Origin of the sequence: Tardibacter chloracetimidivorans (assembly GCF_001890385.1) — a bacterium.
Lineage (GTDB): Bacteria > Pseudomonadota > Alphaproteobacteria > Sphingomonadales > Sphingomonadaceae > Tardibacter > Tardibacter chloracetimidivorans.
Map to the genome: position 1 here is coordinate 210,187 of NZ_CP018221.1, position 19,978 is coordinate 230,164.

34 protein-coding genes and 1 tRNA gene are annotated in these 19,978 nt (G+C 61.5%); 19 read left to right on the forward strand and 16 right to left on the reverse strand.

The annotated features are described in order from the left end of the window. Positions 1-7: 7 nt before the first annotated feature. A tRNA-Pro gene (locus tag BSL82_RS01110) sits at positions 8-84 on the forward strand. 76 nt (positions 85-160) lie between these two features. Here BSL82_RS01110 and BSL82_RS01115 read toward each other — a convergent pair. The 16 genes from BSL82_RS01115 to BSL82_RS01175 all read right to left on the reverse strand — a co-directional run bounded on the left by BSL82_RS01115 (position 161) and on the right by BSL82_RS01175 (position 8,045). Beyond that, the gene (locus tag BSL82_RS01115) at positions 161-1,138 is read right to left on the reverse strand and encodes a tyrosine-type recombinase/integrase (protein WP_158010588.1); all 978 of its coding nucleotides are present in this window, start codon (positions 1,136-1,138) and stop codon (positions 161-163) included. Between the two features lie 144 nt (positions 1,139-1,282). Further along, positions 1,283-1,489 (reverse strand): hypothetical protein, encoded by a 207-nt coding sequence (locus BSL82_RS20190; RefSeq protein WP_158010589.1) that lies wholly within the window; start codon positions 1,487-1,489, stop codon positions 1,283-1,285. Then, positions 1,482-1,661 carry a hypothetical protein gene (locus BSL82_RS01120; protein ID WP_072595642.1) on the reverse strand — a complete coding sequence of 60 codons (180 nt, stop codon included), beginning with the start codon at positions 1,659-1,661 and terminating at the stop codon, positions 1,482-1,484. The genes BSL82_RS20190 and BSL82_RS01120 overlap by 8 nt, the downstream gene beginning before the upstream one ends. Continuing rightward, positions 1,658-1,873, reverse strand: coding sequence for a hypothetical protein (locus tag BSL82_RS01125; RefSeq protein WP_072595643.1), 216 nt, complete (start codon positions 1,871-1,873; stop codon positions 1,658-1,660). Before BSL82_RS01125 ends, BSL82_RS01120 begins: the two co-directional genes overlap by 4 nt. Positions 1,874-2,006: 133 nt before the next feature. Continuing rightward, entirely contained in the window at positions 2,007-2,156 is a 150-nt protein-coding gene (locus tag BSL82_RS20195) for a hypothetical protein (protein WP_158010590.1), read from the reverse strand. Then, on the reverse strand, positions 2,156-3,061 hold the full coding sequence (locus BSL82_RS01130; protein ID WP_072595644.1) for a prolipoprotein diacylglyceryl transferase: 906 nt from the start codon (positions 3,059-3,061) through the stop codon (positions 2,156-2,158). The genes BSL82_RS20195 and BSL82_RS01130 overlap by 1 nt, the downstream gene beginning before the upstream one ends. Next, entirely contained in the window at positions 3,058-3,747 is a 690-nt protein-coding gene (locus tag BSL82_RS01135; protein ID WP_072595645.1) for a YqaJ viral recombinase family protein, read from the reverse strand. The genes BSL82_RS01130 and BSL82_RS01135 overlap by 4 nt, the downstream gene beginning before the upstream one ends. Before the next feature lie 426 nt (positions 3,748-4,173). Further along, complete coding sequence (locus BSL82_RS20200) at positions 4,174-4,335, reverse strand: hypothetical protein (RefSeq protein WP_158010591.1); 162 nt, start codon at positions 4,333-4,335, stop codon at positions 4,174-4,176. Further along, on the reverse strand, positions 4,332-4,493 hold the full coding sequence (locus BSL82_RS20205; protein WP_158010592.1) for a hypothetical protein: 162 nt from the start codon (positions 4,491-4,493) through the stop codon (positions 4,332-4,334). Before BSL82_RS20205 ends, BSL82_RS20200 begins: the two co-directional genes overlap by 4 nt. Before the next feature lie 257 nt (positions 4,494-4,750). Further along, positions 4,751-5,116: a hypothetical protein gene (locus BSL82_RS01145; protein ID WP_072595647.1), complete on the reverse strand. Its 366-nt coding sequence runs from the start codon at positions 5,114-5,116 to the stop codon at positions 4,751-4,753. A 200-nt stretch (positions 5,117-5,316) separates the two neighbouring features. Beyond that, complete coding sequence (locus BSL82_RS01150; RefSeq protein WP_072595648.1) at positions 5,317-5,505, reverse strand: hypothetical protein; 189 nt, start codon at positions 5,503-5,505, stop codon at positions 5,317-5,319. Beyond that, entirely contained in the window at positions 5,502-5,978 is a 477-nt protein-coding gene (locus BSL82_RS01155) for a hypothetical protein (protein WP_072595649.1), read from the reverse strand. The genes BSL82_RS01150 and BSL82_RS01155 overlap by 4 nt, the downstream gene beginning before the upstream one ends. A gap of 3 nt (positions 5,979-5,981) precedes the next feature. Further along, positions 5,982-6,173: a hypothetical protein gene (locus BSL82_RS01160; RefSeq protein WP_072595650.1), complete on the reverse strand. Its 192-nt coding sequence runs from the start codon at positions 6,171-6,173 to the stop codon at positions 5,982-5,984. Further along, positions 6,154-6,450 (reverse strand): TM2 domain-containing protein, encoded by a 297-nt coding sequence (locus tag BSL82_RS01165; RefSeq protein WP_072595651.1) that lies wholly within the window; start codon positions 6,448-6,450, stop codon positions 6,154-6,156. Before BSL82_RS01165 ends, BSL82_RS01160 begins: the two co-directional genes overlap by 20 nt. Before the next feature lie 44 nt (positions 6,451-6,494). Next, positions 6,495-7,247 (reverse strand): hypothetical protein, encoded by a 753-nt coding sequence (locus BSL82_RS01170; protein ID WP_162274361.1) that lies wholly within the window; start codon positions 7,245-7,247, stop codon positions 6,495-6,497. Positions 7,248-7,277: 30 nt separating this feature from the next. After that, complete coding sequence (locus BSL82_RS01175; protein ID WP_158010593.1) at positions 7,278-8,045, reverse strand: LexA family protein; 768 nt, start codon at positions 8,043-8,045, stop codon at positions 7,278-7,280. A 30-nt stretch (positions 8,046-8,075) separates the two neighbouring features. On the opposite strand from BSL82_RS01175, the gene BSL82_RS01180 reads away from it, so the two are divergent. From BSL82_RS01180 to BSL82_RS01260, 18 genes are all read left to right on the forward strand, one after another. Next, entirely contained in the window at positions 8,076-8,231 is a 156-nt protein-coding gene (locus BSL82_RS01180) for a hypothetical protein (protein ID WP_158010594.1), read from the forward strand. Continuing rightward, complete coding sequence (locus tag BSL82_RS01185) at positions 8,231-8,770, forward strand: hypothetical protein (protein ID WP_072595655.1); 540 nt, start codon at positions 8,231-8,233, stop codon at positions 8,768-8,770. Before BSL82_RS01180 ends, BSL82_RS01185 begins: the two co-directional genes overlap by 1 nt. Beyond that, on the forward strand, positions 8,767-8,922 hold the full coding sequence (locus BSL82_RS20210; RefSeq protein ID WP_158010595.1) for a hypothetical protein: 156 nt from the start codon (positions 8,767-8,769) through the stop codon (positions 8,920-8,922). Before BSL82_RS01185 ends, BSL82_RS20210 begins: the two co-directional genes overlap by 4 nt. Positions 8,923-8,983: 61 nt before the next feature. Beyond that, entirely contained in the window at positions 8,984-9,397 is a 414-nt protein-coding gene (locus BSL82_RS01190; RefSeq protein WP_072595656.1) for a hypothetical protein, read from the forward strand. A gap of 3 nt (positions 9,398-9,400) precedes the next feature. Then, on the forward strand, positions 9,401-9,853 hold the full coding sequence (locus BSL82_RS21660; RefSeq protein WP_418361266.1) for a DUF2312 domain-containing protein: 453 nt from the start codon (positions 9,401-9,403) through the stop codon (positions 9,851-9,853). Further along, a complete protein-coding gene (locus tag BSL82_RS01200; protein WP_072595657.1) occupies positions 9,853-10,515 on the forward strand; it encodes a hypothetical protein in 663 nt (220 codons plus the stop codon). The genes BSL82_RS21660 and BSL82_RS01200 overlap by 1 nt, the downstream gene beginning before the upstream one ends. Then, positions 10,512-10,724: a hypothetical protein gene (locus BSL82_RS01205; RefSeq protein ID WP_072595658.1), complete on the forward strand. Its 213-nt coding sequence runs from the start codon at positions 10,512-10,514 to the stop codon at positions 10,722-10,724. The genes BSL82_RS01200 and BSL82_RS01205 overlap by 4 nt, the downstream gene beginning before the upstream one ends. After that, positions 10,705-11,157, forward strand: a complete 453-nt coding sequence (locus tag BSL82_RS01210; RefSeq protein WP_072595659.1) for a hypothetical protein — start codon at positions 10,705-10,707, stop codon at positions 11,155-11,157. Before BSL82_RS01205 ends, BSL82_RS01210 begins: the two co-directional genes overlap by 20 nt. Next, on the forward strand, positions 11,154-11,492 hold the full coding sequence (locus BSL82_RS01215) for a hypothetical protein (RefSeq protein ID WP_072595660.1): 339 nt from the start codon (positions 11,154-11,156) through the stop codon (positions 11,490-11,492). Before BSL82_RS01210 ends, BSL82_RS01215 begins: the two co-directional genes overlap by 4 nt. Then, entirely contained in the window at positions 11,483-12,934 is a 1,452-nt protein-coding gene (locus BSL82_RS01220) for a phage/plasmid primase, P4 family (RefSeq protein WP_083578972.1), read from the forward strand. Before BSL82_RS01215 ends, BSL82_RS01220 begins: the two co-directional genes overlap by 10 nt. Before the next feature lie 131 nt (positions 12,935-13,065). Beyond that, a complete protein-coding gene (locus BSL82_RS21510) occupies positions 13,066-13,200 on the forward strand; it encodes a hypothetical protein (RefSeq protein WP_257786809.1) in 135 nt (44 codons plus the stop codon). 175 nt (positions 13,201-13,375) lie between these two features. Next, positions 13,376-13,774 (forward strand): terminase small subunit, encoded by a 399-nt coding sequence (locus BSL82_RS01230; RefSeq protein WP_072595662.1) that lies wholly within the window; start codon positions 13,376-13,378, stop codon positions 13,772-13,774. Next, a complete protein-coding gene (locus BSL82_RS01235; RefSeq protein WP_072595663.1) occupies positions 13,771-15,012 on the forward strand; it encodes a phage terminase large subunit family protein in 1,242 nt (413 codons plus the stop codon). The genes BSL82_RS01230 and BSL82_RS01235 overlap by 4 nt, the downstream gene beginning before the upstream one ends. 1 nt (position 15,013) lies before the next feature. Continuing rightward, entirely contained in the window at positions 15,014-16,450 is a 1,437-nt protein-coding gene (locus BSL82_RS01240) for a DUF4055 domain-containing protein (RefSeq protein WP_072595664.1), read from the forward strand. Beyond that, positions 16,447-17,478: a phage minor head protein gene (locus tag BSL82_RS01245; RefSeq protein WP_072595665.1), complete on the forward strand. Its 1,032-nt coding sequence runs from the start codon at positions 16,447-16,449 to the stop codon at positions 17,476-17,478. Before BSL82_RS01240 ends, BSL82_RS01245 begins: the two co-directional genes overlap by 4 nt. A gap of 12 nt (positions 17,479-17,490) precedes the next feature. After that, positions 17,491-18,159: a hypothetical protein gene (locus BSL82_RS01250; RefSeq protein WP_072595666.1), complete on the forward strand. Its 669-nt coding sequence runs from the start codon at positions 17,491-17,493 to the stop codon at positions 18,157-18,159. Between the two features lie 136 nt (positions 18,160-18,295). Beyond that, entirely contained in the window at positions 18,296-19,459 is a 1,164-nt protein-coding gene (locus BSL82_RS01255) for a major capsid protein (protein WP_072595667.1), read from the forward strand. A gap of 146 nt (positions 19,460-19,605) precedes the next feature. Continuing rightward, a complete protein-coding gene (locus tag BSL82_RS01260) occupies positions 19,606-19,968 on the forward strand; it encodes a hypothetical protein (protein WP_072595668.1) in 363 nt (120 codons plus the stop codon). Positions 19,969-19,978: the final 10 nt, after the last annotated feature.

Here is a 19,978-nt window from a genome sequence, read left to right on the forward strand (position 1 = left end):
AATGTGTCGGGGAGTAGCTCAGCCTGGTAGAGCACTGTCTTCGGGAGGCAGGGGCCGGAGGTTCGAATCCTCTCTCCCCGACCATGATTTTCCTAGCTTTTTTCCTCTAAATGGACAGCAGGCGAGGGTTCGATTGAACCCCGCGCCTGCTTTTTGAGGTTCACCATGAACCTGCATTGGCTGCCTTTCTGAGATAAGTTGGCGAATATCTTGCGTAGTGCTTCTCGGTGGTCCGGCTGTCGTCATGCCCCATAAGCTGGGCCAATTCGCTCATCGGAATGCCGTCCTCGGCGCGCCAGACAGCGCCGGTATGGCGGAGCGTGTACGGCGTTGCGTGAACAGCGCTCCTTTGGGATGCTGCAAGGAAGGCTTTCTTGATGTTCTGGATGCCCTTGCCGCCCCGCTCGATCACATATTCGCTCTGCCGTGCCTCATAGGCTTCCTTGAGCGGCTGCTTGGCGTAGTCGGCGATGGGAACGGTCGGGCGGCGCTTGGCGGTCTGCACCCGGCCAGCCCGGTTGAGGTTGATAAGGCCGCGCTCAAAATCCACCCGATCCCACGTCAGTTGCAGGATCGCGGTTGGGCGCGCGCACGTCGCCAGCGCCAGCACCATGTAGAGCTGGGCGTGTGGGGCCTTCACTTCGGAAAGGAACTTCCTGAACTGCTCCTTGGTCAGATGCCGCTCGATTCGGTCTGGCGCGTCCGGCCTCCAGATGGAAGGCGCTTCCTTTATCAGCTTCGCGTCCTTGCCCCAGCGCAGCGCAACCGAAAGCTGCGACAACTCATAGCGAATCGTCGCCTGTCCGGCATTCCGCTGGGCCGCGTAGCCCTTGCACATGGCCTCATCGATCAGGGCCGGGTTCACATCATCCCAATAGTGCCGCATCGCCTTCCAGGCGTCCTTGCGGCGGCTTATGCTGGCGATCTCCGCCTTTTCCCTGTCGTCGAGATATGCGAGCATCACCCGGCCCACGGTCCACGATGTATGATCGCCGAGCCGCCAGCGCTGGCGCGCTTCTGCTTCCGCTGCAACCCGACTGGCGGCCGCAAGGGCATGGCGGTGGCGCTTGCCTCCTTCGTCCTTCCAGACGATAGCCCATCCGTCTCTGAATCGCTGGACTGTGAATGGGTCGGACATTCTATTCTCTCCACCTCGGATGCCGGGATGCGGATTAATGTCCCGATCCGGAAGGTTTGCAACTCGCCGGAGCGAATGCGGGCGCGGATCGCCCCTTCGGAGCATTCCCATCGGGCCGCAAGCGTGGCGACGGTGTAGGGCCTCTCATGCATTGCCATCTTTCTCCCCCGCCGCTTCAAAAGTCGTCGGCGCTGCGGCAACGGCGGTTCCTGATCGACACCCCGGGCACACGCGATTGCCGCCCCGACAGTCCCATCCCTGCGCGTTCAACCCGCCGTCGAGCAGTTTGGCTTGCTCATATTCAAACGAGCGCGCGCAGGTCGTGCAGGTGACGGGGATGGGTTCACCCACCGATCGCCCCCATCGTGAACATGACGATGATCGACAGCGACGCGCCGAACATTGCCCAGCGCAGCTTGAGGCCAAAGCCCGGTTTCGGCTCCGGATGTAGCGGCGGGCTGTTCAGATAGTCGAGCGACGGCCCGGCATGTCGAACGCCGGGGAACTTGACGATGGTGCTCATATTTCCTCTCCGGCCGCTTCCCGGCGATCATATTCGGCCTGGTTCATCGCCAGTTCTTTCGAGAACGTCGCCCTATCCTCATCCGTGGTGCTGCGAATGCGCTTGATCTCGAACACGCCGCCCGCAAGAGGGGTGCCCTGCGGGACGATGAACGTCATGGTTGACGCCGGAAAATCGGCTGCTTCGGCTATGGCTAGGAACGACTTGCTCACCTCTTCATCTCCTTCAACTTGCAGACCTGACACAGCCACCCGTCCCGATATTCCCAGCCCTCGGTATGCGGGGCTTCTGTGTAGGATTCGTCCAGGCATCGCTTGCAGTGCTGCGTCTGTAGATCGCGGGTGGTCACCGCAGGGTCCGCCGCACCAGCGTTGCCGCCATCCATCCCGCCACGAACATATTGCCCATGGCTAGGTAGGCACTGCCGCCGATCGCGAGCCCCAACATGCCGCACACGACGTTGGCCACCAGAAAGAAGACCTCGATCACCGCCATCACAGCATCTCCCCCCTCAACAGCTTCCGCCGCTGATCCGTCGCCGCGTCGATCATCGCGCGGATGTGCGCGGGCTGGGCCTTGTAGACGTCGGCGTTGGCCTTGGCGTTCTCCACCTCGAACAGCAGTTCCTCGGTGTCGCAGCCGTTGATCTCGCCGATCAGTGCCAGCGCGGCTTCAGGGATCTCCACTGACGCCGCCCCGGGCTCGGCATCATCAGGGATGGGTGCAGCAGATTGCCCGGCGTCTTCCTTAACCGCCGGTTCCGGGGACTGCACAGCCGCCGGGGTCGTGGCGGGCTGTTCGTCAAAGGGATTGTCGGCAGGCTTGAACAGCGCCTCGACCTGCGCGGATAGATCCGGGCGGTTGGCTGCCAGCCATGCGCGTTGCTGAACCACGCCACCTTCGGCCGCGATTGCCGTACGATCGGCTCGAGGTGCGCTCAGGCGCGCGACAAGAGCCTTCACGCCCTCAGCAACGCGATCGACCTTCGCGGTCTGTGGCGGCTCCTGAGCGGCCAGCGGCTTGACCGTATAGGGTGCGCGCTTGCCCTTGGTCGCGGTGAGCGCCATCACCATGTCGCGCTCGATATGTGACAGGTGCGAAACCCGGATGCCGCCGACCTCCATGCCGCCCCATTTAACCTTGGGGTCGCGGTAGAGCGTGACGCTGCGGCCGACATAAGCCTTTGCGTCCGGCCCCCATGCCGACACCAGAACGCGGCTCATGGACTTGCACGGCCTCCACGGCTTACCCTCGTCGTTCTCGAAATAGATCGAGACGGGCTGTTCAGTGCCGGGCCGAATATCCACTTCGGTGATGCGAATGGTGCGCGGGCCGGAAATCAGATCGTCGGCATTGATCTGGTCCGACTTCGGCACGATTACTGCGCTCATGTCGTTCATACGTACATCTCCTGCTCGACGCGGCGCTTGGTCTGCACGAGCTTTCGGGCAGATATCGCCGCATGATATTCGTCCATCCGCTTCAACAGCCGGGCTTCGAACTCGCCCGCCGCGTTGACGATGGCGTCCTGAACGATCGGGTCTGGAAACACGCGGATGACCGCCATCGGCAGCCCGCCGCTGTAGCTGATGAAGTCGATCCATCGCCGCTCCGACACCAGCAAGCCGGTTTGAAGCTGGATCGCGAAGTCAGCCGGAACCGTCTCGTTCGACAGGTTCTCGATGACCGTCTGCACCTGATATTTCTGCCGGCGCGACTTGGCTTCGATCGCCCCGTCGTCGCCCACCAGCCCGTCCGGTGAATAGCCGATCGTGAAGCCCCAACGGTCGTTGGTGATGAAGCCCATTTCCTGCACGAGCGCATAGTTCTTCGCGTACAGCGCGCGCGCCTCGATCTCGTCGTCCTGCCCGCGCAGCATGTCGTCGCTCACATAATGCGGCTCGACATAGCCGGTGATGCGCTGGGCAAGCAGCTCGTACAGATGCGCGCGCTCCTTATCGTTGCTGGCGATCTTGAGCGTCGGCGTGACGATCAGCTTCATTTCGCTGGCAGTCAGAAGGCCGCAGCGGATTTGCAGCCATTCGTCGCTGCCCTGGATCATCAACGGATAATGGGTGATGCCCATGTTAGAACCCTTCCAAATTAATCACTGAAAAGAGGGTCGTGCATCGACCTGTCCGGGTGGGAGCAAAGGGGATTCCGCCCGACCAATTTCCACGGCCCTCATTTCAGTGATCCTCCCGCATCCCGGCCCTCGAACCGGGACGCTGTTGATAAAGCCGTCGCGCCTACAGGGATGGCGCGCGAGGACGGCGCGGGGACTATTCTCGTGGCTCGAAATACTTGGCGTCTTCGCCGCACCCGGATCGGCGCTTTGAAGAGCACGTGTCGTAATCAACGGCTATCTCGCCACTCACCAGATTGGTTTCCTTAAAGACGAGCGACGGATGGAAGCACCTTGCGAAACGCCAACTGTCCTTGGTCGTCCTGCGCAGAAATGGCGTGTTATAAAAGCGATCCGGCGCGGCGTGCTTACAGTCCTTGCAGAACTTCATTTGAACAACTCCGCCACCGTGTAGACAATCTTGATCCACGCCAGCAGTCCGCCGAACATGGCTATCATCATCACAACGAGGACCAAGGGATCATCCGGACCATCACACAGAGCATCCCTGCACTTGCGGAAGGCGTTCTCTTGCTTGCGGTAGATCATTTCCGATCCTCCGATGCTTGGGCGCATTCCTGCGGAACCGTGCACTTGTCGCAAATGCCGCAGTTGTAATCGTGGAAGCCGCAGTAATAGCAGCGCGCCCCGTCCATCTCGTCTTCGCCGCATTCGGGGCACCGGCCATCATCGCGTTCGTTAATCATGACCCGCATCCAAGTTCTCGATCTGAGCAAGTAGAGGATTGCCGAACGGCCGTTCCCCGCGTTCTTCCAACACGGACCAGAGCAGATCGTAAGCCTGCCCAAGCCTGCCGTCCTTCCACCCGCCATCCCCTTCGTAAGAGGAGCGGGAATAGGGGGGAGTTATTGCGTTCATTTCTTCCTCGCGAATGGTGAGAGGATCAGGCCACCGACGATGAAGATGAACATCGCCAGCATCTTGAAGGGGAAGAGGGCGCGTTTCATCCCGCGACCTTTCCGCGCCCGATCACCTGAATATCGGCAATCTTGATCGCGCAGGCTTTGCGGATCGCGTCTTCGACTTCGATGCCTTCGACCAGCACGTCCGGGTCATAGGTGTCTTCGTCGTCGAGAACCTGAAAGCGATAGTCCGAAAGCTGATCCTTGACCGTCGCCAGAGCATCGCGCGCCATGATCTTTTCCATGGCGCAGGTGACGCGATCTCCCTCCGCGATCAGCGAGAGTTGGTAGCACGCCTCCAAGAGCACCTTGGCGACCGGGTATTGATCCCATGCCACGGTCTTGATCGTGGTCTCGTGATCGTCCGGCCTGCGAAGGTGCGGCGGTGTTGCGAGGTTCCATGCCATTGTGCTTGTCTTCCCATCCTGTCCGCGTCTTCGGCCCGGAGGCGATCTGCGGTGATGGGGAGGATAAAATCACATTAGGATGTGATATGCAAGTGAGAAATCACATTATGATGTGGTTTTGATGTGCGACGCCCGATTCGCGCAAAAAGAAACCCGCCACATGGGCGGGTCAGTCGGTCGCAATGGGAGGGGGGGAACGTTTAAGCTGCTTCGCGCTGCCTGGTTGCGCGCTTCTGCGACGACCCGCCGTCATCCGGCGAGATCACAACGACAATCGCCGTTCCGTCTGACTGGAGCTGCGCATGAACCTCCGCGCCGTCGCGCTCAAAAACCCTGCGAATTCCTTCAACGGCCTTGGGTGAGACCTTCGTGAAGAATTTCTTTGTCATATCGACAATCCTTCAATCTCTCTAAAAGCTCGCGCACGCAGCGTAGCATACTCGGGCCTGGTTACGAAATCTTCCAATTTCAACGATCCAGTGGTCGCTTGGTTCAGCCACTTCATCACCTTGTGATAGCCATCGTTCTGGCCGACGAACTCGAAAATGGCCTCGATCCGCCTCACGTCATCCCCGTCGAAAGCAAATGTCGATTCGTCTACCTCGTCGGGATCAAGCACCCACACAGGTGAATTTGGAGTGAACTCGAACGTCCCGATTTTGATATGATCCGTTTGGAGCCGGTTTGCAATTGTGCCGAGAAACACCCGCAAATAGCGCCTGAAGCGATAGACAAGGAACACCGCCACCACTGGCCATGCAAGATGCCCCACGATATCAGCCCAGGCTTCGGATGGACCGGGGATCGCCCGCAGAAAAGAGCCGATCCATCGTGCCACAAGGGGCGCGCCAGGCTCTGCCATTACTCATCCCCCTGATACTTTTACCCACGCCGCCGCGTCCAGATAGACCCGATCCGGCACATGCTCATCCTGCGCGCCGAGGCCCTGCCTGATCGCATCCTCGCGCGCTTCCTCGATCGTCTCGCGCCACGGCCCGGCCGGACGGCGGAACAGCATCAGGCGGTAGCGGGTCGGGCTACGCTTCGACCCCGGCATGCGCGAGCATATCGGTTGTCAGCCGGTGACGAAGATCGTCCCGCTTCTGCCGTATCATGTCGGTGAGCCTAAACCCGTCGACGATCCACCAGATGAAGCCAATCAGAAGGAAATAGCTGAGGATCTGCAGAACGGCACTACCGCCCCGGCCCAGGTAAAAACGGTGGCCACTTAGAAACCACGTAAAGAGCCAAAGCAGGAATGCGACGGCGGTACTCGGACCGTCATTTGCCACCCGCTGCTCTATCAGTGAAAGTTGCGCGGTCGATAGCGCCATATTCTTCCCCCTGCTACGCCCGCCCATCAAAAGGCATTACCAACTCACCAGGCGGTCGATTCGAGGCTATATTCCAACCCCATCCCGTCGATGGAATGAATTGTGAACACAAGGCCTTTGACCGCAAATTTCTGCGGGAACGTTTTGCCTAAAGGCACGCTCAGATCTTCGCTGAACGCTGGTCTGGCAATGTCATCCGAGAACTCGCGGTAGCTCAAGCGAAGCGCATCACCTGCGAAGCCCTGGTACAGAATTGCTCGCGAAAAGCCTGACGCCACGGCCGGAACCCGAATATCGCTCGATGTTGCATAAGCAGCCGGGGCCGCTAACGGATGAGCGGGAGCTAGAGAATTTCGGCCAGCTCGATCGAATCGGCCATCACCATCGTCATCAATAAGGCAGGTGGGCCACCTCAGTTCATTCAATCTTACGGTGCACGCCTTGAATGCCTTTTTCGTGCCAATCTGAAATAGCGGCTCACCCGTCCGAAGGGGCATTTTCGCGCTAACTTTTTCCGGCATTGCCACGGGTTCCAGCAGCTTTGCGCCGGTGGCAATGCGCTCTTTGATGTCTCTTACGAGCGGCTCACCAACGGATATCTGCACGACATGCGCCGGGCCAGGGTCCAGATATGACGTCGCCCGGATATTAAGCGCGTCAGACCAGTCGTCCAGCGCCTGCCCCCACGCGGGAACCGACATCCACGATAAGATGGGTGCCAGCATCGCAAATGCCGCGCCTCGTTGAAGCAGAAGCGTCCATTTTCTTCCCGTCCGCAATTGTCCCCCCTTTTTCACAATGTTCCCTGGCTCGCGAATTGCTGATCTTCAAAACACCCTTGGCCTGTAAGAGCCGATCACAATACCCTTGACCTCAATCCACTTCACATATTCCGCGGGCTCGTCGACGTTGACAGGTGCCTGATGTTCCGGCTCCGTTGATCGCGGCCACAGCCATGCCTTGCCGTCGGATACTCGATATTCCTTAATCGTTGCTTCAATCGTGTCATCGCGCGCGTGGGCATAGACGATCACGTGGTCGCCGTCTTTCGGCGTGCGGAAATCGAGCATGTCCACCCAGATCGCAATTGAGCCCTCCGGATAGTCGAGGTTCATCGACTTTCCGCGCACCTCCAAGGCCTTCGCTCGTCTTTGAAATCTGGGCGGGATCGGCACGTCCACCGGATACCATTGCGATTCATCCCACTCATCCGCCACCTGCCAGCACCCCGCCTCAACAAACCCCGACACCATCACGGCGGTCGGCGCGCTGATGTCGGGATGTTCCCCCGTAAGCATCCAGACGGGCACGTCGGCTACGCGGGCCAGCTTCGCATATGTCGCCGCGTCCAGCCCCTCCGAGTGCCCATTCAGGAAATTGTATATGGAGTTGGCCGACACGCCCGCAGGCTTCGCCCACCGCGACGCCTTTAGCCCGCGCTCCTTCATAAAGGCGCGCAACCGTTCCCGCTTTTCGGCAACCTTGTCCATTCCCAACCGGATAGCACCAGATAATCCCATCTTGATGTGATTGATGGCTTGAAAATCACATTCAGATGTGTTTTTCTCCCGGTCATGGTATCCGAGACAATTCATGCCGTCCGGGCGCTCCTTCGGGAGCCCGGCGTGACAAGGGCAGGGCTCGCCATCGCGGCTGGCCTGCACCCGAACACGCTCAGAGATGTCGAGGCGGAAGGCTGGAACCCGACCGCGTCCACTTTGCTTGCGCTGGAATCGTACATGGAGGCCCGACGCCCTCGCCAACAGGCCTCGGCGGCGTGATGGCGGAGATCGTATCTCTTTCCGTGCGTCTCGCGCCAGTCGCCATCGGCTTCGACGTGGTCGCGAATGGAACGACCGTCCGCGTGTTCGAGATCATGGACATAGACTTGATCCCCGCCTCCAATCGGACGATCCGCCTGGAGACCGGCCGCCGATATGAATATTCGGCTGACGGCGAGGACATCGAGCATCTCGCCATCGCCGCTCTGGCCTGCGTGATGGACGACCTATCCGCGCCGCGGGTGAACGATAATGGCGTTCCGCTCCCGAAACTCCTTGGTCCTGAACTTACGTTTGAGGGCGACACGCTGCTCCTCAGGGAAGTGCGAGACCGCCTTGCAGCGCGGGCAGATGAACTCACCACCAACATCGAGCCGCCCCAGCGATATCTCGACCTTGTGGCCGCAGTCCAGAATGAGGTTGAAGACAAGACTTGCGTGGTCGTCCGACATGGGTGGCCCGTCCTTTCAGTTGGTGATCGCACCCCAACTGTAGCCGAAGCCGGAGCCGTAACAAGCTCCGGCGGAGGTTCAGCATGATCGCCGCTCTTCTCGCGCAGCCGTGCGTGATTTCCGAGACCGACGGCCTCTACGTCGTCGAGCCGCTTCGTTTCGTGCCGATCCGCCAGATCGCGGTCGGAGATGATGAACCTCCATTCCATGAGGAAACCAATAATGCCGCAGCCGAATAACGTATTGGCTCCGAGACAGCCGAGGCCGACAAACAATTCCTACCGGGCAGGGGTCGCCGAAATGATCCGCCGGGTGCAGTTCGAGCACCGGTTGACCGACGAGGATCTTGCCGACCGGGTAGGAGTTTCGCCCGGCACGATCAAAAACGCCCGCGGGCTCAAGGGCAATCTCGACACGGTCACATTGCTCAGTTTCGAGCACGAATTCGGCCCGGGAACCATCGATCCAGCCATCGCGCCATCCGGTTCCCGCGCCGTGCCTCAACACGCCACTTGCAACACCGACGGCTGCGACCTGCTACCGGTGCTTTCCGCCGCCCATGCAATCGCGGAGGCCAAGGAAGGCGACAGCGATGGCGGGTCCGACCTGACGCATCAGGAACTGGTGGAGATCGCCCCGGTCCTGCGCAGGGCGCGCGCAAAGCTCGACAACCTTATCGCTCGTGCCGACCGCCATCTGAGGCGCGTGGCCTGACCCATGTCCGGGGGGAATAATCCAGCATCACCGGGCTCCATCCAGCTCCGCGCCTATCTCGCCGCGCGTCGGAGCGGGCAATCGACCGAGGCCGCCGCATCGATCGCCGGGTTCAACGCCGAAGAGGCGCGCCTGACCGACGCAGCGGAAGCGCGTGGCGAGCTTGAGCATATCGATACGTCCGCGCCGACGGCCGGGCACAATTCCGGGGAAATGCCGATGAACGTGGCCGCCGATCAGCTTCGCCAATATGTCGAACGCGCCGAGCGCCTGATCGAGGAGCGCAAGGGCCTCAACGATGACCTGAAAGACGTGTTCGCCGAGGCCAAGAGCCAGGGCTTCGACGTTCCGACCATCAAATGGGTGATCCGTGAGCGGGCTGTCGAGCGCCAGAAGCGCGAGGAGCAGAACGCATTGCGCGAAACCTACGCCGTCCAACTCGGACTGGCGTTCTGATGCCGAGGCGGGGGGAATATAGCTGGACGCAGCACGAGGACACGCTGCGGCGGATGATCGGCGACAGCAGACCCCATGCCGAAATCGCCGACGCAATCGGAATGTCGATCGGCACGGTCAAATCAGCGTGTCGCATCCTCGGCATCAGGCAAGACCCCATCATCCTGAAAAGGAACCAGGCCGAGCGTGCCCGCGCGATCATGGCTGACCCGGAACTCCGCGCCCGTCATCGCGCTGCCGTCAACCGCAAGCTAGAAGATCCCGCCTACCGCGCGATGCTGGTCGACCGCATCACCAGGGCGCGGGCGAAGCGTGATCCGCAGAAAATCCGCGAACGCGCCCGTGCGCTCGGCACAAGGCCGTGGACGGACGAGCAGTGGCAAAACTATCTCGCCTCTCGTCCGGAAGCCGGGCGTAAGCGCACGGCGACCGTGCTCGACTGGTGTCCACCACATCTGGTCAACGAATATCGCCACTTGGTGCGGGTGAAGCGAGTTCCGTCAGCGGAGGCGCGTCGGATCATCGAGGATCAGGCCGCCAGCGAGACGCCGGAAAAGCTGCTCAACCGCATGTTCGCCGCGGCCGAAGCGCCAGCGCGTCCCGAACGCAGGCAGAGTTTCAGCCGCGTCTACACGCAGACATTGGGAGGCGTGGCGGCATGAGCATGATCCGCGCCAACACATACAAGCCGCCCGCCGTAGACAGCGCGCAGGCCGTCGCCAATGCACAGCGGCTTCTCTCAAGCGCGGTGCACCTGCGCAACATCACAGCCGTATCACTGGCGAAGCAATATCGGCTGTCGCTCAAGCGCGCCGAATACATGCTTCAGGTCGAGCAAGGGAGACGCCAGCGTGCGCAGTCCCCTGGATGATCTGCTCGCCATCGCGGAGGATGGCGACGAGCCATGGTTCATCGAGCCGAAGGACAGACTAACCTCGTCCGAAATCCAGCGGCAACAGTCGTTCATCGCGCAGATGGCGCGCATAGCGCCCGCTGTAGATATCGTCGCCATTCCGAATGCCGGACGTGCATCGGACTGGGAGCGCATCCAGCGTTGGCGCGAGGGCGCGCGAGCCGGCGCGCTCGATCTCGTCATCACATGGGCCGCCCATCACGACAGCGACCGGGGTGTTTTCTTCGCGGAGTTCAAGGACGGGCAGAAAATGCCGTCCACGCAACAGCGCGAGCGCCTGAACCGGCTTTACCGCATGGGGCACAAATGCGGCGTCTACCGCACCCCGGAAACGCTGATGAAGCACCTGATGCACGCCGGCGCGCCTTTCGTCGGGAGGATCGCCGCATGACCGAGGATCAGCTTGGGCTTGTTGTGCCGTTCGCGGCCGACCCGGCGCAACTGAAGTTCCGGAAGCGGATGATGATTGCGCAAAACCTTGCGCAGCAGGCGCTTGGCAATAACGAACCCGGCCGCCCGGAATGGCGCAAGCATGTGGCCTGGGCCATCAGCGACATGGTCAGCACCTATCTCTATCGCGACCTGCTCGGTGACGATCTGCAAAAGATCAGCGATGCCCTGATGACGATGCTTCAGGCGCTTACGGCGATCGAGGAGGTCGAGAGCCTTCCGGAGCGCACCAGTGCTGAAATTATAACCGGACGACCGGAGAGGCCATGCGCGTGACGGCATCAGATGACGAGGCTGCATGGCTGGAGGCCGAGGCGAAGACCCAAGCCGAACGGGTTCCGGCCGCCTTTGATGATCCAGATGAGGACATGAACAATGTCGTCGAGCTGCCAAACGCGCACGCGATGGAGCCGTCAGAGGATTCGGTGGCGCTCGCCTTCACTCGTGAATTCGGCAGCACAATGCGTTTCGACCATCATGCCGGTGCGTGGTTCCAGTGGGCCGAAACTCACTGGATGAAACTCGATACTCCCGTAGCGTTTCACTATGCGCGAGTTCTCGGGCGAAGGCTCGGCTCCGGCAGAAAGGCTATGTGCAAATCCAGTGTCGCGGCGGGCGCTGAGCGCTTTGCTCGCGCCGACCCGGTTCACTCCGTCACATCGGAGATCTGGGACAGCGATCCGTGGCTGCTTGGCACGCCCGGCGGAACGCTTAACCTAAAAACAGGCAGGATGCATAAGCCGCGTCCAGGTGAATACATTACCAAACGAACCAGTTGCCAGCCGTCGAGCGAGAGGCCCGAGCGCTGGCTTCAGTTCCTCCAAGATGCCACTCGCAACGATCCGGCCATGATGACCTACCTCCAGCGCGTGGCCGGGTACTGCCTCACGGGCATGACCACCGAGCACTCACTGTTCTTTATTTATGGTCCGGGCGGGAACGGGAAATCCGTCTTCCTCAATACCTTGGTTCACATACTTGGAGACTACGCTCAAAATGCACCCATGGACACGTTTACGTCCAGCAAGTTCAGCAGCCACCCAACCGAACTGGCCATGCTCAAGGGCGCGCGGCTGGTTACTGCGTCAGAGACCGAAGAGGGCCGCGCGTGGGCCGAGGCGAGGATCAAAGCCTTGACCGGTGGCGATCCCATCACGGCGCGCTTCATGCGCGAGAATTTCTTTACCTACCAGCCCCATTTCAAGCTTCTGTTTGCGGGAAACCATCAACCGAAGCTGAACAACGTCGATGCCGCCATGCGGCGGCGCTTCAACATGCTGCCTTTCATCCACAAGCCGGATGCACCCGATCACATGCTCGAGGAAAAACTGCGCGAGGAAGCCCCGCGCATCCTCGGATGGGCGCTCAAGGGGTGCACGGAATGGCAGGCCGAGGGCCTCGCCAGACCCGCCGAAGTTGTGGTGGCGACCGATACTTATTTCGAGAAGCAAGACCTGATCAGCCAGTGGTTGGAGGACAACTGCCGGGTCGAAAAAGGCAATCACAGTCTGTTCACCAGCAGCGCAAATCTGTTCAACGACTGGTCCAGATACGCCATCGCAGCGGGTGAAAGGCCTGGGGCGAAAAATAGTCTCCTCGAAAATCTCGGACGCCTTGGTCTGGTCCAGCATCGCCTTCCGCCGAGCCTTGGAAAGCACCGAGGATTCAAAGGAATTGAACTACTTAGCCCGAAATCTGGAGATTTCTACAATGATTGATCTGGACCACAGGACCACAGTGGACCGCAGTTTTTCCTATAAGCCTTACGCGTGCGCGCATGAGGACATATCAGAAATGTCTGGTCCGGTCTGGTCCTGTGGTCCAAGCAAGGGAGGGAGGAAGTCCAAGCATGGAACATCGACTGGACTATTCGGAAATAGACGAATTGGACGAAATCAGCGGGGACGAGCAGCTCGTTCTGGTTTGGTGCGAAACGCACCGGCAATTCGAGTGGCACTGGGTGGACCGCAGCTTGATCTCGTAAAGCGTACCCGTTCCCCCGTCGCCTTTTGGGAGTGCTCGGGAAAGACTCCGCACCTGTCCCGCCGCGATGCGGAAAAGCACATCGCCAGCATCATGCGCCGCGACAAGTTCAAGCCGGGATGCCGCGCCTACCACTGCCGGGTCTGCGGCAACTGGCACATCGGAGGGGGTGAGTGATGGCCCTCACGCCGAAGCAGGAAGCGTTCTGCCTCGCATACGTCGAGACCGGCAACGCCAGTGAGGCATATCGGCGGGCCTATGACGCGTCGAAGAGCAAACCTTCGACGATCAACGTCAGGGCTTCGGAGTTGCTGGCAGACAGTAAGATCGCGGGAAGGGTCGATGAGCTTCGGGCCGCACAGGTCGAGCGCCTTGGCATCACCGTCGACGACCTCATCGCCGAACTCGACGAAGCCCGCCTTGCCGCTCTCGGCGCGCCCAAACCGCAATCAGCCGCCGCGGTGTCGGCAACTCTCGGCAAGGCCAAGCTGCTCGGCCTCATCACCGACAAGATCGACCAGAAGGTCACCGAAAAGCGCACCGTCGTGCTCAACTTCGGGGTGCAGCCGGAATGATGATGCTCACCCGCCCGCAACATGAGTTCGTGACCGCGCCGGAGCAGTTCCCGGCGCTGGTGGCGGGCTTCGGCGCGGGCAAATCGCATGCTGCCATCTGGCGGACGCTCAGGCTCAAGTTCGGCCACCCAGGGCAGTCCGTCGCCTATTACCTGCCGACCTACGATCTTGTCGCCCGCATGGCGATGCCGCGCTTCGAGGAGGTGCTGACGGAGATCGCCGTGCCGTTCAAGATCAACAAGAACGACAGCCTGATCGACATCGAGGACAATGGCTCGATCATCCTTCGCACGATGGACAATCCGGCGCGGATCGTCGCCTATGAGGTTGCCGACAGCATACTCGACGAGCTGGACACGCTGGCGACCGACAAGGCGCGCGAGGTGTGGAACAAGGCCATTGCGCGGAACCGCCAGAAGAAGCCGGACGGATCGCTCAACACCGTCGGCGTCGCAACCACACCCGAAGGCTTCCGGTTCGTCTACGAGCGCTGGAAGAAGAACCCGGCGGCGAGTTATCGGCTGATCAAGGCGACCACGATGTCGAACGCCGCCAACCTGCCCGACGGATACATTCAGAGCCTTCGCGACAGCTATCCCACCAACCTGCTCGCGGCCTACCTCGAAGGCGAGTTCGTCAACCTAACGGCGGGCAGCGTCTATCCCGAGTTCGACCGGGAACTGAACGCGAGCCGCGAGACGATCCAGGTCAGCGAGCCGCTGCACATCGGGCAGGATTTCAACGTCGGAAACATGGCAAGCGCGGTATTCGTGCTGCGCGACGGCGATCCGCACGCAGTCGACGAACTGACCGGCATCCTCGACACGCCGGCGCTGATCGCGACGATCAAGTCCCGCTATGCCGGGCATGTGATCTACGTCTATCCGGACGCGAGCGGGAACAGCCGCCGGTCGAACAATGCGAGCGAGAGCGACATCGCCCTGCTGCGCGCCGCCCGGTTCAACGTCATGGTCGCGTCGAGCAATCCGGCGGTCAAGGATCGCGTGCTTGCAGTCAACCAGATGATCCACAGCGCAGGCAAGCGTCGCCTCAAGGTGAATGTCGACAAATGCCCGTCGCTGGTCGAGTCACTGGAAAAGCAGGCTTACGACAAGAACGGCGAGCCGGACAAAAGCAGCGGGTTGGACCACATGAACGACGCCGCAGGATATTTTCTTTTCTACCGCTATCCAGTCATCGGCCGCGACATGCGCCGCATTTCCATCGGGGGGATTTAACATGGCCGTCAACTCAACTCATCGTGATTACGACAAATACTCGCCGAAGTGGAAGCGTTGCCGCGATACAGTCGCCGGGCAGGACGCGGTTCACGCTGCCGGAGAAGCGTATCTGCCCAAGCTGAAGGACGAGGAGCAGAAGGACTACGACGCGCGCCGCAAGCGCTCGGATTTCTTCAACGGGTCATGGCGAACGATCGACGGGCTAAACGGCATGGCCTTCCGTAAGCCGCCGACAGTCGAGGTGCCGGCCGGGATCGAGGCCTATCTTCTCGACGTGAACATGGCGGGCGTCTCGCTCGATGCGCTTGCGTCCACCGTGGTCGAGGACGTGCTTGAGGTTGGCCGCATCGGGCTGCTGGTCGATCATCCGCCGATGCCGGAAGGCGTGAGCGCGTTGACGGTCGACGCCGCCCAGCGCCTCGGCCTGCGCCCGGCGATCCACATCTACGCGACCGAGAGCATCATCAACTGGAAGTTCCAGCGCATCAACAACGCATGGATGCTCGCAATGGTGGTGCTGAAGGAGAGTGAGGCGGTCGCCGAGGATGAGTTCAAGGAAAAGCTGGAGGATCGCTATCGCGTGCTCGACCTGGTGTCCAATGCTCAGGGCCAGACCACCTATCGCCAGCGGATGTTCAAGCGCGAGGACGAGAAGGATATCCAGATCGGCAGCGACATCTTCCCGTTGATGAACGGCAAGACGCTCGACTTCATTCCCTTCGTGATCGTCGGCCCGAACGGCAAGGGCGACAATATCGACGAGCCGCCGCTGATCGACCTGATCGACGCGAACCTCGCGCTCTACCAGATCAACAGCGATTACCGGCACGGGCTGCACTTCACCGGCCTGCCGACGCCGGTTGTCGCTGGCTATCATCCCGACCCCGAGAACCCGCAGAGCCTCTACATCGGATCGACTTCGGCATGGGTGTTCTCGGACCCGCAGGCCAAGGCGAGCTATCTGGAGTTCACCGGGCAGGGTCTCACCGAACTGCGCGAGGCGAGCCGGGAAAAGAAACAGGAGATGGCACTCCTCGGCGCGCGCATGATCGCCGATGAAACCAAGCAGATCGAGACGCTCGGCGCGACGCAGATCAAGCGGGCGGGCGAGAACAGCATCCTCGCCCGCATCGTCACTTCGGTTTCGGATGGGCTGGAATGGGCGCTCGGCGTGTTCGCGCAATGGGCAGGCCACAGCGGCAAGATCACCTATCAGATCAACCGCGATTTCAACCCGATGATGCTCGACGCGCAGACGCTGACGGCGCTTGTGGGCGCGGTGCAGGCCGGGCAGTTGTCGAAGCAGTCCATGTTCGATCTGCTCCAGCGCGGCGATGTGGTTGCGGCCGACCTGACATTCGACGAGGAGCAGGAGCGCATCGGTTCGGACGGGCCTGCGATGCCCGCACGTCCTGCGCCTGCGGTGGCTGCGTGAGCGACATCGAACTTCAGGACGCCATTCTTCGTCACGCGCTGATGCTGCAGAACGTGTCTGCGCTCGGCGCGCGCGAGGTCGAAAGCATCCTGCGCGAACTGGAGGACGAACTGCGCGCCCTGCTCGACAGTCGCGCGCTTTCCGCCGCCAGCAAGCGCCAGATCGCCGACCTGATCCGGCAGGCGGAAGCAGCGATCGGTCCTGCCTATGGGGTGGCCGCGCAGGCAGTCGACACGCAGGCGCTCGCCTTGGTGATCGCGGAGAAGACGGTCGAGGCGCTGGACGGATATTTCCCGGTCGCCGCGGCAAAACCGACAGCGGAAACGCTGGCGTCGCTGACGAAGGACGTGCTGATCGACGGCGCTCCATCGTCGGCATGGTGGGCGCGCCAGGCCGAGGACACCGCATGGAAGTTCGCCGCACAGGTCCGGCAGGGCGTCGTCAACGGCGAGGCGCAGGAGCGGATCGTGCAGCGCATCGTCGGCAAGCGCGGCGAGCCGGGCATCATGGAAATCGCCCGTCGCAACGCCCGAACGCTGGTGCATTCCTCCGTGATGAGCGCGGCCAACGAGGCGCGTCTTGCCACCTTCCGGCGCAATCACCGGCTCGTGAAGGGTGTCCGATGGCTGGCGACGCTCGATAGCAACACGTGCCGCACCTGCGCCGCGCTGGACGGGCAACAATGGGATCTGGAGGGCAAGAAGCTCAAGGGGGCGACAATCGCATTCCAGCTTCCACCCGCGCACTGGTCCTGTCGCTGCGTGGCATCGCCGATCCCGAAGACCTTCCGCGACATGGGCCTCGACATCGACGAACCGACCGACACCGGCCAGCGCGCGTCGTCGTCCGGGCCTGTCGCGGGCAGCATCACCTTCGACGAGTTCCTGTCCCGCCAACCGTCCGCATTCGTCGACAAGGCGCTTGGGCGGCGGCGCGCGGAGATGTTCCGGGCGGGGAAAATCACTCTGAGCGACCTGGTTAGCGGGACCGGGCGAGAACTGACACTGGACGAACTGCAATCGGCTTAAACGGAGGAAACTATGGCAGACGAACTCAATATGAACGATCCGAAGGTGAAGGCAGCAATCAAGGAGGCGGTCGCTGCGGCCGTCGCCGAGGCAACCGAAGGGCTTGAGGCGAAGAACGCCGAATTGCTCACCGAAAAGAAGGACCTGCAGAAGAAGCTCCGCCAGCAGCAGGACATCAAGCCGGAAGACCTGCAGGCGGCCGAGGATGCGCGCGACAAGGCGCTATCCGACCTCGCCGAGGTGCAGAAGCAGGTCAAGGCGCTGACCACAGAGCGCGACAAGGCCGTGAAGGCGCTGGAGACCGAGAATGGCTTCACGCAGCGCCTGCTCATTCAGGACGGCCTCAAGACGGCACTGCTCGCCAATGGCGTGAAGGACGAGGACTTCATCGACAGCCTGACCGCGAAGTTCAGCGGCGGCGCATCGATCAAGGTCGATGGTGACAGCCGCCTCGCAATGTATGGCGACAAGCCGCTTGGCGATTTCATCAAGGAATGGGCTGCGTCCGACACCGGCAAGAAGTTTGTCGCGGCTCCGGGCAATAGCGGCGGCGGCGCTGGTGGTGGCGGTCAGGGCGGCGGCGGAAAGACCGTCACGCGCCAGCAATGGGACGGGATGGACCATGGCGCGCGGGCTGCTTTCGCCAAGGACGGGGGCAAGGTCGTCGACGCGGCGGCTTGACATTACAGCACGGTTATGAAATCCATCGGGGTGTGAGCGGGTTGCGCCTGCTCCACCTCCGGTTGCGCCGGGCCCGCAATAGTTGGTTGCGCCGACTGCGGTTTTCCCAGGATCACACGCAATCGGAGCGCCCATCATGGCCGTCAACACCATTACCGACCTGATTCCTGACCTTTACAACGCGCTTGATGTCGTGTCGCGCGAACTGGTCGGCTTCATTCCCGCCGTGTCATCTGACCTGACCTTTGAGCGCGCTGCCGTAGGGCAGACTGTGCGCTCACCCGTCGCGCCAGCTTCGACGGCTTCCGACATCACGCCCGCTGTGACGCCGCCCGACGATGGCGAGCAGACCATCGGCAACGTCGATATGACGATTCAGAAAGCCCGTCGGGTGCCCGTCCGCTGGAATGGTGAGCAGTCGCTCGGCCTGAACAACAATGGGCCGACGCGCAGCCGCATCATGGTCGATCAGTTTGCGCAGGCTATGCGCACGCTCTGCAATGAGGTTGAGGGCGATCTGGCCGCGCTGCACATCGCAGCTTCCCGCGCATACGGCACCGCCGCACAGACGCCATTCGGCACCGCTGGCGATTTCAGCGACGCTTCCAACGTGCTGAAAATCCTTAAGGACAACGGCAACGCATCCGACGCGCAACTTGTGATCGATACGACCGCCGGCGCAAAGCTGCTTGGTCTCCAGTCGCGCTACGATATCGCTGGCGACACGATCATGCAGAACCAGGGCATCATCGTGAACAAGGCGGGCCTGATGCTCCGTGAATCGGCAGCTGTCAAAACCAGCACCGCCGGCACGATGTCGGGCGGCACTGTCGCGACCGGTAGCTACGCAGTCGGCGCAACGGTCCTGTCACTCAAGAACGCCACCGGTACGGGCGCTTGCGTCGCTGGCGATGTCATCACCATTGCCGACGATACGAACAAATACGTCGTCGCCTCGGTCTCGCAGGCGGGCGCTAACCCCGCAACGGGCGACACCATCACGCTTGCGGCTCCCGGTCTGCGGAAAGCAATTTCGGGTGAAAAGGTCATCACCGTAATTGCGGCGGCCGCCCGCAACATGGCGTTCACCCGCTCGGCTATCGCCCTCGCCACCCGCGCCCCTGCGCTTCCGGTTGAAGGGGACTCGGCTTCGGATCGCGAGATCGTATCGGACCCTCGTTCGGGCCTGAGCTTCGAAGTGTCGATGTATAAGCAGTATCGACAGGTCCAGTACGAAGTTGCGCTGGCTTGGGGTGTGAAGGCCGTGAAGTCTGAACACATTGCCCTGCTTCTCGGCTGATGAACGGGCGGGGCGAAAGCCCCGCCACTTTACACCCGAAGGAGCGAAACATGTCCCGCGACGCAACCTATCCCGAACCGCACACGGCCGATGTTCATCCCACCGAGGTGGAGAACTATCGCGTCGGTGGCTGGGTGGAGGCCTAAATGGCAAAAGCAGTAGACAACACCGTCCTCGACGCTGCGCTCGACAAGATCGCCACCGCCACGCGCGCGTCGCTGTGCTCCGGCCAGCCTGCGAACTTCGCGGGTATCGCGGCGGTCGCACTGGCGGATGTGACGATCGACAGCGGTGATTTCACAAAGGCCGATGGCGACACCTCGGGCCGCAAGGTGACGGTGGCCGCGCAGTCCGGCGTGACCGTAGACGCGACCGGCACCGGCACGCACATCGCTCTCGATGACGGGACGACGCTGCTCTACGTCACGACCTGCTCGTCCACCGCTGTCACCTCTGGCGGCACGGTCGACCTCGGCGCGTGGGATGTAGAGATCGCCGACCCGAGCTGATCGGGGCTGA